The following is a 13731-nucleotide window of genomic DNA, read 5'->3' on the forward strand; positions in this document are numbered from 1 at the left end:
TGACAAGTACCCACAGATCAGCAAAAGCTGGCGTACACACTGGGAGAATCTAAATACCTTCTTTGCTTATCCAGCCGAGATACGCAAAGCCATCTATACCACCAATGCGATCGAATCATTAAACAGCGTAATACGTCAGGCGATCAAAAAGCGTAAAGTCTTTCCAACGGATGATTCTGTACGTAAAGTGATTTACCTGGCAATTGATGCAGCGTCTAAAAAGTGGAATATGCCTATTCGCGACTGGCGTTTAGCCATGAGCCGCTTTATTATTGAATTCGGTGACCGCTTAAGCAATCACCTTTAAATTTATGAAAAGCAATTACACAAAATTATTTACAGGCTCGTCATTTCTAGGTCGAAGCCGTAATGCCATACAAACTCAAATTTGGATCGCGTTAATCGCCTATTTGCTGGTGAGTTTCGCTCAACATCTGGGGAAAGAAGGCTGGACAGTGCAGCGCTTACTCAGAATCATTCAAGTGAATTTGTTTGAAAGAAAAACGTTAAAAGCTTTATTCTCACCCGATAAAATCCCATTAAACAAGAGGAAGCTTATTTAAGCTTCCTCTTGTGAAAAATTGTGGGACAGCAGTGGCGAAAATGCCTCTTTTCTGATCATGAAAATATTTAAAACTAACGCTTTAAGTTCGATAACAATGCAGACGTAATTGACGTATTTGCAGCAACCGTTTTGGCTTTTTTCGCTTTCTTAGATTTATCTTCTACAGGTTCAATATTAATGGCTTTGTAACGATCTCGATTTTGGACCACATTAAATTTAACCCGATCATTGCGCTTTGGTTCGCCTACTGCCGCAGGAAAATCTGAGATATGGAAAAACACTTCACCTTCAGGTGCGGCAATAAATCCATAGCCTTTTTCGGCATTGTATTGTTTGATTTTCCCTTGATATTGTTCAGATTTCATGGCTTAACCTTTTACGAGCTGCACTATATGTGAGTATATAAAAAAGAGGCAGTTAATGCCTCTTTTTTACCAATATTCGTCTTAATCTTTTTGGACTGAACCAAAAATTTTATCGCCTGCATCCCCCAAGCCTGGCACAATATAACCATCTTGATTTAAACCTTCATCAATCGATGCAGTAAAGATCACCACATCTGGGTGCGCTGCTTCTACACGTTGAATGCCTTCTGGCGCTGCAACCAAAACCATCACACGAATGTCTTTACAACCACTGGCTTTGAGCAAATCAATCGCTGCCACCAAAGATGAACCTGTGGCAAGCATAGGGTCAATAATCATCGCGATACGATTTTGTACATCTGGTACTAATTTTTTGTAGTAAGTACGCGCTTCTAAAGTTTCTTCATCGCGTTCCAGGCCAAGTACAGACACTTTAGCACTTGGAATTAGGTTCAAGAAACCATCTAACATGCCAATACCTGCACGTAAAATTGGCACAACCGTAATTTTTTTACCCGCAATACGGTCTACGGTGACTGCGCCATTCCAACCCGCAATTTCGTGTTCGACCACTGGCAAATCTTTAGTCGCCTCATATGTCAGCAACATGGTCACTTCTTGTGCTAATTCACGGAAGTTTTTGGTGCTGATGTCTGCACGACGTAATAACCCCAATTTATGACGAATAAGTGGATGACGGATTTCATGAATAGCCACGGGAGAACACCTAAAAGGAAAGAAAAGCAAATATCCTTTTATTATATGCTGTTTTTATTGTGTATATAAACCAAAAAGCCTTCAATTTATGAAGGCTTTTTGACTGAAAGTTAAACTTCTTTCAAATTATTGCTGTGACAGCATGAAATGGATGGGTGACAAAATTTCAGCTTCCAGTGCCATTTTGATAATTGGGTCTGGATAAACACCAATCACCAATACCGCTAAAGCTGCAACCAATACCATAATACCACCCACTTTTTGCCCCCAATGATCAACAGCGTCCATTTTTGGATCATCTGGCGGTGTCATATACATCACCACCATAACGCGCAAGTAGTAGTACAAACCAATACCTGAACCTACGATGATCATCGCAGCTAAGAACCAGTGCTGAGTCGTGACCGCAGCCATCACCACCAAGAACTTACCAATGAAGCCTGCAGTGAGTGGAATACCCGCAAGAGAAAGCATCATCACGGTCAATACAGCAGTCAATACTGGACGACGCCAAAACAAACCACGGTAGTCAGCCAAGCTTTCTGCTTCAGCTACATTGTTATACGGGCTAGACATTAATGCCACTGCACCAAACGCACCAATCGTGGTTAAGACATAAGTAATCACATAAACGCTGACATTGCCCAAGCTTGCATAAGTCATGCTGATTAAACCAATCATCAAATAACCAAAGTGTGCAATTGATGAGTAAGCCAAAATACGTTTCAAGTTAACTTGACGTACAGCAAGGAAGTTACCCACCAAAATTGAAAGCACAGCAATAATGGTCATGATGGTTACAATTGAGTCAATCAGGATTGCACCTGAACCCAAAATGTAACGTACAAACAAACCAATGGTTGCTACTTTTGCCGCAGTCGCAAGGAAGGTTGCGATTGGTGCAGGCGCACCGTCATAAACGTCTGGCGTCCATTTGTGGAATGGTGCCAAAGACAATTTAAATGCAACAGCAAAGACAATTAAGCCTAGACCTAAAACGACTAATGGCTGTTGGATATTTTGCATTAATGCTTGTACAGAGTCATAGAAAGACAATGAACCTGTGTATGCATAAATGTACGCCATACCCATGAGCAACATTGCAGATGCAGTTGCAGACAAGACTAAGTACTTCACGCCTGCTTCTAAAGATTTAGAACGCTGGTGAGTGTATGCCAATAAGCCATAAACAGGAATTGACATTAACTCAAGGCTAATGAAGAACGACGCATAGTGCGAGCTTGACACCATTAACATAGCACCCGTAACCGAACACAACATTAAGATGTAAAGTTCTTCACGGTTGTCTTTATAGGTCTCAATATAAGCATGAGATAAAGTCGAACATGCCAATGCTGCAATCAGAATCACCAGTTGATACAACAAGGTGAACGGATCAATCATAAACATACCCATCACGCTGGCAGGCGCAAAATTCCCACCAAACATCATGAGTAAAAGGTAAGCAGCAGCAATGTTCAAGCCCACAACTGATGCCGTTGCAATTAAGTTATGATTACGCTTAATTGCAGTAAGAATCATCACGACAATCGCAGTTAAGGCCACGATCATCACAGGAGCTAAAGGCATAAGCTCAGAAAATGACATTGTGAAGTTCATGGCTTATTGGATCTCCACATTTTCGAGTTGAGTTGTTACTTCATGAGTAACTTCAACTACTTCTTGAACTGGGATGTAGCTATTCGCTAACCACGCCATACTTGAGTTTGAAATATCAAGGAAGGTTTGTGGATAAAGACCAAGCCATACTAGACCCAGCGCACAGATTAAAAGAATCACAACTTCACGTGCATTTAAATCTTTTAACGGATTTGCATAGTGCTGTTTTTGCTCTTCGTTTGGTACACCAAACAAAGCTTTGTGAATCAGGATTAAACCGTAAACACCTGCAAAGACCAAGCTCACTGCCGCAATAATTGTGAAGGCTGGGAACTGCTCGAATGAACCCATCAGAATCAGGAATTCACCAATAAAGTTACCTAAACCAGGAATACCGACTAACGCTGCCACAAAGAACATAAGGAAGAATGAAAGGTATTGGAATTGACCACGAATACCGCCCATTAAACGCATGTCACGTGTGTGTACGCGCTCATAAATTTGACCACACATAATGAACAGTGCTGCAGATGACAAGCCATGTGCCAACATCATGATCATTAAGCCTTGGTAAGTCAGGATATTACCTGCATAAATTGCAAGTAATACGAAGCCCATGTGCGAAATAGAGGTATAAGCTAGTAAACGCTTCATGTCGGTTTGCTGGAAAGCACACCACGCACCGTAGAACACACCTATTAAACCCAAAATAATGGCAATGTCTGCGAACTGAGCAGATGCCGCTGKGAAGAATGGAATTACGAAACGTAGTAAACCGTACGCTGCAGTTTTAATCAAAATACCTGCAAGGTCAACAGAACCCGCTGTAGGCGCTTGTGCGTGCGCATCTGGTAACCAACCGTGTAATGGGAAAACAGGCAGTTTTACCGCAAAACCGATAAATAAGCAGATCATAAATGCATAAGCGACTGCTGGTAACTGTGCATCAAGCGTATTCGCTACAGCCAATAAATAGTTGTAGTTGAACGAAATCGTACCTGACATCATGTATCCGTAGATCACTAGACCTAAGATACCCACCAACATGATTAAACCAGCAACTTGCGTGTAGATGAAGAATTTGGTTGCAGCATAAACACGTGAACGACCATTTGAACCTTTATGACCCCATAACGCAATCAGGAAGTAGATTGGTACAAGCATCATCTCCCAGAAGAAGAAGAACAGGAACAAGTCAATCGCAAGGAATACACCAATTACCCCACCCAAAGACCATAAAAGGTTAAGGTGGAAGAAACCAACGTTCTTTTGAATCTCACCAAATGAACAGCCTACTGCTAAAACACCCAGTAATGCAGTTAAGCCGACCATAAGTAAAGATAAGCCATCCACCGCTAAGTGAATGTTGATGCCTAGGGTTTGAATCCAAGGCAACATAAATTCAGCCGACCAAGTTGGAACTTGAGCGCCTAATTCGTAGTTATAGCTGGCACCTTGCCACAATGCGATAGTTAAGCCCAAAGTTACGAGCATACCCACTAAAGCAATGTAACGCGGTAATTTATCGTCGAGTTTATCGACCAACCAGCAAATAAAACCTGCAATGAACGGAACAAGGATCAGCGCGGGTAGAATTAAATTGTTTGGAGCGTCCATCTTATTTCCCCACGACCTGAATCACGATCAAGATCATTAGTAAGACCACAACACCAAGTGCCATACTCGATGCGTACTCACGTAATGAACCTGTTTGACGTGAACTTGTGAAGCTATGACCACCTTTCACCAGTGCAGGCAGTACTAACCACATGCCATCAACTGGATCACGACCTAATAGTTTGGCAATCAGCAAGAATGGTTTTACAAATACGATGTCATACAACGCATCGAAACCAAGTGCATTACGGCAAATGTTGGCAAGGCCCGCACCCAATGAAGTTTGCGCAAAACCTTTTACAGCATTATAAGCGAAGGCAAATAACACCACGCCTACGGCTAAACCAGCCAAAGCCACACCAATTGCAACATACTCTGCACCATGTGCGCCTGCTTCTAATGCTTCAGGAATCACAAATGCTGGGATTTTTGCAGCATCAAGAATGCTCATCACTGGCGCTTTTAATACAATCGCTAAACCAGTTGAAAGTACTGCAAGCACTGCCAATGGGAACCAGTAAGTTGCGCCTTTGATTTCGTGATATGGCGTGTTTTCTTTACCAAAGAATACAACCCAAATTAAACGGAATGTATAAATTGAAGTTAAGAATGCACCAGCTACACCCACCCAATATAAGGTGTTATATAACGGAATACCTGCAATATGACTTTGCGTCCAAACTGCTGCCAAAATAGCGTCTTTTGAGAAGAAACCAATGGTCAAGAATGGAATCGCTGCCAATGCACCGCCACCAATTCCGAAACATGCAAATAGGAATTTGTTCTTGTAGAACAAGCCGCCCATTTTGAAAATGTTTTGTTCGTGATGGTAAGCCAAAATCACCGCACCAGAAGACAAGAATAATAATGCCTTGAAGAATGCGTGAGTTAGCATGTGGAATAGACCAGCCTGATACGCTTCAGCACCTACCGCCATAAACATATAACCGAGCTGACTCATAGTTGAGTAAGCCAAAATACGTTTGATGTCGGTTTGAACCAATGCAGCAAAACCAGCAACTAGTAAGGTCACCGCACCTGTAATAGAAATGAACAACATCACTTCTGGTGCTAGTTCAAATACGCTGAACATACGACAGCATAAGTAAACACCTGCAGTTACCATGGTTGCAGCGTGGATTAATGCAGATACAGGTGTAGGACCTGCCATCGCATCGGCTAACCAAGTTTGCAACGGAATTTGTGCAGATTTACCCGCAGCACCCAAGAACAACATTAACGCTGTCCAAATAGTGATAGACGAGCTTTGAGTCATTACATTGGCAGCATTTTCTACGATGTATTGTGTATTTAAAGTACCGAATTGTTGATATAACAAGAACAACGCAATCAGTAGGAAAACGTCACCCACACGTGTTACGGTAAATGCTTTGATTGCCGCAAAACCATTTGCAGGGTTTTGGTAGTAATAACCAATCAGCAAGTAAGAGCACAGACCTACACCTTCCCAACCTAAGAACAATAACGCTAAGTTATCGCCTAAAACCAACAGCAACATGCTCGCAACGAACAGGTTGAAGTAAGAGAAGAAACGTGCAAAGTCTTCTTCACCACGCATATACCATGATGCAAAGATGTGAATTAAGAAACCCACGCCTGTAATCATGCCCAGCATGAGCAAAGATAAACCATCTAAGTGCAAGCTAAACGCAGGTGCAAAACCACCCACATTGAACCAAGTCCATAAATGTTGAGTCGTTGCAACCGAACCGTTGTTTACAAAGTCCATGCCCGCAATTAACGCAAATAATGCAGACAGACCTACTGAACCTACGCCAATAATCGCAGCAACTTTTTCAGGTAAGTTGTTACGCCCTGCCGCTAAAAGGATAAAACCAATGAGCGGAAACAATACTGTTAGATATAAATAACTCATCCGCGCATCTCACTAGCAGCATCCACATCCAAATGATGGAAGCGATGATAGAACTGAAGGACGATCGCAAGACCGATACACGCCTCTGCCGCAGCAAGTGTCAAGATCAAGATAAACATGATCTGACCATCTGGTTGTACCCATGCACTACCAGCCAAAACAAACGCCAGTGCCGCAGCGTTCATCATGATTTCAAGGCCCATTAAAATAAATAGTAGGTTGCGTCGCACCATCACACCGTAAAAACCGAGTGCAAAAAGAATGGTCGCGACAATCAAACCATGTTCTAAAGGGATGTTGCCCATTATTCTTTTTCCTCTTCTGCACTTGGTTCACGTTTACCGATGTGGAAGCCTGCAACTAAAGCTGCAAGTAATAACATTGCGGCAACTTCAACCAATAATAAGTACTGAGTAAAGAGTGCTTGACCAACCGCTTTTGGACCAACCATTTCAGTGCCCATTAAAGCGCTTGGTGTGGTGTAGTCTGAGCTTAATGACCACACTAAAACCAAACCAATTAGGAAGCTCATCAAAGCTGGATATGCCCAAGCCGATGAAGTCAACCATTTACGCTCTTGTTCAACGGTTTGCTGACCAAGGTTCAGCATCATTACTACGAATACGAACAAGACCATGATCGCACCCGCATAAACAATGATTTCCAATGCGCCAGCAAATGGAGCACCCACGATCATGAACATGCCTGCAACTGCAAGCAATGACACGATCAAGCTTAATAAAGCATGTACTGGGTTCGCGTTAGTGACTACACGAACCGTAGAGACAATGGCCACGAGTGCCATCAAATAAAACGGCCACATCATGGTAATAAACTCCGTACATCAACAGGTGCGCTTTCACGTTGCGCTTGACCTTTGTCTTTACCTGTAACAGCCATACCCGTTACACGGTAGAAGTTGTAGTCAGGATATTTACCAGGACCTGAAATGAGTAAATGTTCTTTCTCATACACCAAGTCTTGACGCACATATTCACCTAACTCAAAGTCAGGTGTTAATTGAATTGCAGTCGTTGGACATGCTTCTTCGCACATACCGCAGAAAATACAGCGTGAGAAGTTGATACGGAAAAACTCTGGATACCAACGACCATCTTCCTGTTCTGCTTTTTGCAGTGAAATACAACCTACTGGACAAGCAACTGCACAGAGGTTACATGCAACACAACGCTCTTCGCCATCTGGATCGCGTGTTAACACAATACGACCACGGAAGCGTGGAGGTACAATTTCTTCGGCTGGTACTTCCGGATACAAAATGGTGTCACGTTTACGTGTCACGTGTGAGAAAACCATCCACAGTGAACGTACAATTGACCCAAACCCAGCTAGAAACTTAAACATATTGTTCTCCCTGCTGTCTTAGGCCGAATGATTCATAAGAATCACAGCACCAGTTACCAAAAGGTTAACAAGCGCCAATGGCAAGCAAATTTTCCAACCAAAGTTCATCACTTGGTCATAACGTGGACGCATTAAAGAACCACGTGCCAAGACAAACATCATCACAAAGAATGCTGTTTTGATAATGAACCAGAAAGCTGCTGGAATGAATGGAATTTCAAGGTTAAACGGCGCAAGCCATCCACCGAAGAATAAAGTCACGATAAGCGCAGAGATCAGAACTACGTTGACATATTCTGCAACGAAGAACATCCCCCACTTCATACCGCCATATTCTACGTGATAACCTTCAGCCAATTCTTGTTCTGCTTCTGGTTGGTCAAATGGGTGACGGTGAGTTACCGCAACACCTGCAACCACGAAAATCAAGAAACCTAAGAATTGTGGAATCACAAACCAAACATCACGTTGCGCTTCAACAATTTCACGCATGTTGAATGAGCCTGCAATAGCAACCACACCCATGAGTGAAATACCCAAGAACACTTCATAAGAAATGGTTTGCGCGGCTGAACGTAAACCACCAAGCAAGGCGTATTTGTTATTTGATGACCAACCACCAAATAACACCGCATACACTGCGATACCTGCCATTGCCATAAAGAACAACAGGCCAATGCTCATGTCTGCCACACCTAAATAAGGTGACACAGGAATAACCATGAACGACAGTACCGCAGTTGCCATTGCAACTGCTGGTGCCATACGGAAGGTAAGTTTGTCGGCAAATTTTGGTGTCCAGTCTTCTTTGAACATGATTTTCAGCATGTCGGCAACAATCTGGAACATACCGCCTGGACCTACACGGTTCGGACCATAACGGTCTTGCCATAAGCCCAGTAAACGACGCTCAATAAAAGACATGAGTGCAGCAATCAATACCACAACCAGTAAAATGACAATCGCTTGAATGACTGAATAGGCAATTGGCCAGTTCTCAGCCCAAAGCGGCGTCTGACGGATTAATTCTTGTTGCATGAATTACACTCCTACCGCGACTGAAACAGGCTCAGCAAGAGATACCGTTGGTGCGAGACCAATTGGGTAACCAATATAACCTGTAGGTAAATATTCAATCACTTGTACTGGCAATACGATAGATGTCTCGCCTGTTTGTACAGTAATTGTTTGACCATCTTGTAGATTCAAACGCTGCGCATCTTGAGTGCCTACAGCAAATACAGCTTCAGGAATACGCGTTTCCATTGCAGGTGTTTTCACCGTAAATTCACCCGATGCAAAAATGTGATGCATTGGAATTAAACGGAAGCTTTCAGGATTAGCTAGCACAGGTGCTGGTGCCACATAGCTACGTGCAGGACGTTTTGCTAAGCGATCGAATAAACGAATGCCTGAATCACCACCTTTTAAGTGACCGCCCACATTGTCTTGGAATTTGTTCCAAGCTTGTGGTGAGTTCCAACCTGCAGACCATGCAAATGGTACAAGTGCCGATGGTGTTTGGTTACCAACATAACCTTCCATAGAGAAAGTTAATGCAGAATCGACATCGGTCGGTTGTTTTGGCTCGTGAATAGATAACGGCGCACGCATTGCAGTACGACCTGAGTAACGACGTGGTTCACGCGCAACTTTCAAGCCATGTACACGGAAACCTGCATCTGGTGCAACATCCTGAATTGCTTCAAGTGCTGGAATATTTTTCGCAACAGATTCAATCACGTCATCTAAAACAGTCCAAGAAATTGCTTTACCTTTTAAGCCTGTTTCAAGTGCGTGTAACCAGCGCCAAGATTCTTTGATTGCTAGTTCAGGTTTGTAGTAGCTTGGGTCATAAACTTGGAAGAAGCGTTGAGCACGACCTTCTTGGCTCACTACAGTACCATCCCCCTCAGCAAAGCTTGCTGCAGAAAGTACGATGTTGGCTTTTTGCACTGTTGCTGTTTCAGCATGATCAAGCACGATTACATCTTGTGCTTTTGCCAAAGCGGCATCAACTTGTGCCGCAGGTAAACGACGGTATAAGTCATTTTCAACCACAATCACAGCATCATAATCTTGTGCAAATGCTTGCTCTAAGCTTTGACCACCTAAAATTGCCAAGCCCATTGAGTTCACTTCTGGCACAGTTAGGGTTAAACCTGCGTTCTCACCCAAGTTTTGTGCCACTTGTGCAGCCGCTTCCATAATGGCAGCTTCTTGTAAACTTGTACCTGAAATCACCAATGGCTTTTTCGCAGCTTTTAACGTGTCGGCAATAGTTTGTGCAAATGCTTTGGCATCGTCATCTAAACCAGTGATTACATCGCCTGCTACTGCAGCTGCAATCGCAAAACCTAAACGTGCGATGTCGTTTGGAGATGCAACCACTTCACCGGTTGCTACATCGGCTAAACGCGTTTGCGTTGCAGCCAAAATGTAAATTGGTGATTTTGCATCTTGTGCGATACGTTGCACAGGTTCAGCCAGCCAGTCTGGGGTACGACGCTCTGCAGCCATTTCTTTGGCTTTGTTTTTCGCCGCTTGACGGACAGATAAGGCCATACGTGGTGCAGTTTGGGTTAAATCTTCACCCAAAATTAACACAGCATCGTAATCTTCAATTTCACGCATACCTGGGTTGTAAATACCTTCGGTTTGCATGATTGAAGCTGCAAGCTCTACCAAGTTTTGCTCTTTTTGCGATAAGCCTGTTGAGTAGTTGTCTTGACCCACTAACTCACGCAAAGCAAAGTTTGATTCAAGCGATGCACGTGGCGAACCAATACCCAAAACTTTTTTGCCTTGAACTTTGGCAATAATCGTATCAAGTGCAGTATCTACAGAAATGGTTTCTACACTCGCACCATTACGGAACTGTGGCTGACGCGGACGATCTTCACGGTTCACATAACCTGTACCGAAACGACCTTTGTCGCACAGGAAGTATTGGTTAACTTCACCGTTAAAGCGGTTTTCTACACGACGTAATTCGCCATAACGCTCACCTGGAGAGATGTTACAGCCTGAAGAACAGCCTTGGCATACGCTAGGTGCATACTGCATGTCCCACTTACGGTTATAACGAGCAGAGTGAGTTTTGTCGGTGAATACACCAGTTGGACATACTTCAGTCAAGTTACCAGAGAATTCAGATTCTAAAGTACCCGATTCAGGACGACCAAAGTAAACACGCGATGCGTTGGCRTAGACACCAAAGTCAGTACCGCCTGCATAGTCTTTGTAATAACGCACACAGCGATAACATGCGATACAACGGTTCATTTCATGTGCAATGAACGAACCAAGCTCTTGGTTATAGTGCGTACGTTTGGTAAAGCGGTAACGACGACGATCGTGCTGCGTCATTACTGTCATATCTTGTAAATGACAGTGACCACCTTCTTCACAGACTGGGCAGTCGTGTGGGTGGTTGGTCATTAAAAACTCTACAATTGAAGCACGGAACTCCGTCGCTTCTTTGTCTTCAATCGAGATATAGGTATTGTCAGCAGCAGGTGTCATACATGACATCACCAAGCGACCACGAGTATCTTCAGGGTTCGCATATTGGGTCACGGCACATTGACGGCAAGAACCGACAGAACCTAAGGATGGATGCCAACAAAAGTACGGAATGTCGATCCCAAGGCTCAAACATGCTTGCAGCAAGTTTTCCGAGCCATTGACTTCGTAMGATTTTCCATCGACATGAATTGTAGCCATAGTCGAATTCCTTAAGCTTGTTCTACGTTGCTAGCTTGAGCAGCAGGACGGCTATTTACCACTTTTGCTTCAAACTCGCTACGGAAATATTTGAGTGCGCCCATTAATGGCTCCATCGCACCTGGTGCGTGAGCACAGAAGGTCTTACCAATCCACAATTTTTTGGTGAGTTCCTGAAGATGTTGAATGTCTTCTTCTTTCCCTTCGCCATTTTCAATTGCTTTGAGTGCTTTTACAGCCCATGGTAAGCCATCACGACATGGGGTACAGAAACCACATGATTCGCGCGCAAAGAATTCTTCTAAGTTACGGGTTGCAGAAACCATACACTGGGTTTCATCGACCACCATAAGCAAACACGTACCTAAACGTGAACCTGCCTTCATGATGCTTTCTGCATCCATTGGCAAGTCAATGTGTTCTGCTGCCAAGAAGTCGGTAGATGCACCACCTGGTAACCATGCTTTTAGCTTCAAGCCATCACGCATACCACCCGCATAGTCTTCAATTACTTCACGAGCAGTCGTACCAAATGGAAGCTCCCATAGACCTGGGAATTTTACCTTACCAGAAGCACCGTAAATTTTTGTGCCTGGGTCTTTCGATTTGCCTGCAGATAAACCGATATACCACTCTGCACCACGCAACATGATTGCAGGTAAGTTGTTATAGGTTTCTACGTTGTTGACAATTGTTGGACGACCCCATGCCCCTGCAACTTGCGGGAATGGTGGCTTAGTACGTGGGTTTGCACGACGACCTTCAAGCGAGTTAATCAATGCGGTTTCTTCACCACAGATATAACGACCTGCGCCTGTGTGCACGTATAGCTCAAAGCCCCAGTTAGTACCTAAAATGTTTTCGCCCAAATAACCTTTGGCACGAATTTGCTCAATCGCTTCATTTAAGTACTGTGCGGCTTCGATGTATTCACCACGAATAAAGATATACCCGTGTGTTGCTTCAAGCGTGTACGCAGCAATCAGCATACCTTCAATCAGTTGGTGGGGAAGTTTTTCCATCAACAAACGGTCTTTAAAAGTACCCGGCTCCATCTCATCGGCATTACAAATCAGGTAACGTGGACCTGAATTGTCGTTTGGCGCCATCAGTGACCATTTGATCCCTGCTGGGAAGCCTGCACCACCACGACCTTTAACAGTCGCAGCTTTAATGACTTCAAGCACATCTTTAGGCGGCATAGAAATCGCTTTCTTAAAGCCTGCATAGCCTTCTAGCGCTTCGTAATCATCTGCATTACGCACGTGCTCTTGCTTGCTTAAACGCCAAGTTAATGGATGTGTTTCTGGGTTACCGTCACCATAAATTGGTCTTGGTTCGGTATTCATACATACTTCTCCAATAACTGTTGCACCGATGTCACCTCAACTAAACCGTGAGTATCTTCATCAATCATCAAGGTTGGCCCCTTATCGCAATTACCTAAACAGCAAATTGGCAATAAGGTGAAACGACCATCTGCAGTCGTTTGACCAAACTGAATGCCTAATTCACGCTGGAATGCTTCTGCCAGTGTTTCTGCACCCATCAAAAAGCATGCAATCGAGTCACACAATAAAATCACGTGACGACCTACAGGCTGGCGATAAATACGGTTATAGAATGTTGCGACACCTTCTAAATCAGCAACGCTGATGGTGAGAAGCTGTGCAATCGCATTGAGCTGCGCATCATCTACCCAGCCATTACGGCGCTGTACACACTTCAGGGCATCTAAAGATGCTGCACGTGGGTACGGATAATGACCAATGTGATGTTCAATTTCATGGATTTCTTCCGCAGTCAAAATCCCTTCAACATTCACACGTGGCTTTTTATCAGTCAAAATCATCATAATG

The 13731-nt window shown here is 43.7% G+C and carries 13 protein-coding genes and 1 pseudogene; 2 read left to right on the top strand and 12 right to left on the bottom strand.

Features of this window, described 5'->3' with window-relative positions; all coding sequences use genetic code 11:
* Both BJN41_RS10405 and BJN41_RS15885 read left to right on the top strand, forming a co-directional pair.
* Nucleotides 1-307: transposase (locus BJN41_RS10405; protein WP_141730397.1), on the top strand; the 307-nt coding region annotated here is incomplete at its 5' end.
* Nucleotides 308-347: 40 nt separating this feature from the next.
* Nucleotides 348-563: pseudogene (locus tag BJN41_RS15885) on the top strand (IS4 family transposase); the annotation flags it as partial.
* A gap of 73 nt (nucleotides 564-636) precedes the next feature.
* Here the strand turns inward: BJN41_RS15885 and BJN41_RS10415 are convergent.
* The 12 genes from BJN41_RS10415 to nuoE all read right to left on the bottom strand — a co-directional run bounded on the left by BJN41_RS10415 (nucleotide 637) and on the right by nuoE (nucleotide 13727).
* Nucleotides 637-930, bottom strand: a complete 294-nt coding sequence (locus BJN41_RS10415) for a cold-shock protein (protein ID WP_070155053.1) — start codon at nucleotides 928-930, stop codon at nucleotides 637-639.
* An 81-nt stretch (nucleotides 931-1011) separates the two neighbouring features.
* Complete coding sequence (gene upp / locus BJN41_RS10420) at nucleotides 1012-1647, bottom strand: uracil phosphoribosyltransferase (RefSeq protein ID WP_070155055.1); 636 nt, start codon at nucleotides 1645-1647, stop codon at nucleotides 1012-1014.
* Between the two features lie 126 nt (nucleotides 1648-1773).
* Complete coding sequence (gene nuoN, locus BJN41_RS10425) at nucleotides 1774-3267, bottom strand: NADH-quinone oxidoreductase subunit NuoN (protein ID WP_070155057.1); 1494 nt, start codon at nucleotides 3265-3267, stop codon at nucleotides 1774-1776.
* A gap of 3 nt (nucleotides 3268-3270) precedes the next feature.
* The gene (gene nuoM, locus BJN41_RS10430; RefSeq protein ID WP_070155059.1) at nucleotides 3271-4884 is read right to left on the bottom strand and encodes an NADH-quinone oxidoreductase subunit M; all 1614 of its coding nucleotides are present in this window, start codon (nucleotides 4882-4884) and stop codon (nucleotides 3271-3273) included.
* Between the two features lies 1 nt (nucleotide 4885).
* Nucleotides 4886-6781, bottom strand: coding sequence for an NADH-quinone oxidoreductase subunit L (gene nuoL / locus BJN41_RS10435; RefSeq protein ID WP_070155061.1), 1896 nt, complete (start codon nucleotides 6779-6781; stop codon nucleotides 4886-4888).
* The gene (gene nuoK, locus BJN41_RS10440; protein WP_004975463.1) at nucleotides 6778-7086 is read right to left on the bottom strand and encodes an NADH-quinone oxidoreductase subunit NuoK; all 309 of its coding nucleotides are present in this window, start codon (nucleotides 7084-7086) and stop codon (nucleotides 6778-6780) included. The genes nuoL and nuoK overlap by 4 nt, the downstream gene beginning before the upstream one ends.
* A complete protein-coding gene (nuoJ, locus tag BJN41_RS10445; RefSeq protein ID WP_171257437.1) occupies nucleotides 7086-7604 on the bottom strand; it encodes an NADH-quinone oxidoreductase subunit J in 519 nt (172 codons plus the stop codon). Before nuoJ ends, nuoK begins: the two co-directional genes overlap by 1 nt.
* Entirely contained in the window at nucleotides 7604-8146 is a 543-nt protein-coding gene (gene nuoI / locus BJN41_RS15410; RefSeq protein ID WP_070155065.1) for an NADH-quinone oxidoreductase subunit NuoI, read from the bottom strand. The genes nuoJ and nuoI overlap by 1 nt, the downstream gene beginning before the upstream one ends.
* An 18-nt stretch (nucleotides 8147-8164) precedes the next feature.
* Nucleotides 8165-9184 (bottom strand): NADH-quinone oxidoreductase subunit NuoH, encoded by a 1020-nt coding sequence (gene nuoH / locus BJN41_RS15415; RefSeq protein WP_004975457.1) that lies wholly within the window; start codon nucleotides 9182-9184, stop codon nucleotides 8165-8167.
* 3 nt (nucleotides 9185-9187) lie between these two features.
* Nucleotides 9188-11872, bottom strand: coding sequence for an NADH-quinone oxidoreductase subunit NuoG (gene nuoG / locus BJN41_RS10460; RefSeq protein WP_070155066.1), 2685 nt, complete (start codon nucleotides 11870-11872; stop codon nucleotides 9188-9190).
* A gap of 11 nt (nucleotides 11873-11883) precedes the next feature.
* On the bottom strand, nucleotides 11884-13221 hold the full coding sequence (gene nuoF / locus BJN41_RS10465) for an NADH-quinone oxidoreductase subunit NuoF (protein WP_070155068.1): 1338 nt from the start codon (nucleotides 13219-13221) through the stop codon (nucleotides 11884-11886).
* Nucleotides 13218-13727, bottom strand: coding sequence for an NADH-quinone oxidoreductase subunit NuoE (gene nuoE, locus BJN41_RS10470; RefSeq protein ID WP_004975451.1), 510 nt, complete (start codon nucleotides 13725-13727; stop codon nucleotides 13218-13220). Before nuoE ends, nuoF begins: the two co-directional genes overlap by 4 nt.
* Nucleotides 13728-13731: the final 4 nt, after the last annotated feature.

The organism is Acinetobacter towneri (assembly GCF_001758345.1).
In the GTDB taxonomy this organism is placed as follows: Bacteria; Pseudomonadota; Gammaproteobacteria; order Pseudomonadales; family Moraxellaceae; genus Acinetobacter; species Acinetobacter towneri_A.

Bases quoted from the DNA above. Each gene is read 5' to 3' on its own strand.
- nuoF (WP_070155068.1), bottom strand. From the start codon at position 13,221: ATGAATACCGAACCAAGACCAATTTATGGTGACGGTAACCCAGAAACA.
- nuoK (WP_004975463.1), bottom strand. From the start codon at position 7,086: ATGGGCAACATCCCTTTAGAACATGGTTTGATTGTCGCGACCATTCTT.
- nuoL (WP_070155061.1), bottom strand. From the start codon at position 6,781: ATGAGTTATTTATATCTAACAGTATTGTTTCCGCTCATTGGTTTTATC.
- nuoJ (WP_171257437.1), bottom strand. From the start codon at position 7,604: ATGTGGCCGTTTTATTTGATGGCACTCGTGGCCATTGTCTCTACGGTT.
- nuoI (WP_070155065.1), bottom strand. From the start codon at position 8,146: ATGTTTAAGTTTCTAGCTGGGTTTGGGTCAATTGTACGTTCACTGTGG.
- BJN41_RS10415 (WP_070155053.1), bottom strand. From the start codon at position 930: ATGAAATCTGAACAATATCAAGGGAAAATCAAACAATACAATGCCGAA.
- nuoN (WP_070155057.1), bottom strand. From the start codon at position 3,267: ATGAACTTCACAATGTCATTTTCTGAGCTTATGCCTTTAGCTCCTGTG.
- nuoE (WP_004975451.1), bottom strand. From the start codon at position 13,727: ATGATGATTTTGACTGATAAAAAGCCACGTGTGAATGTTGAAGGGATT.
- nuoH (WP_004975457.1), bottom strand. From the start codon at position 9,184: ATGCAACAAGAATTAATCCGTCAGACGCCGCTTTGGGCTGAGAACTGG.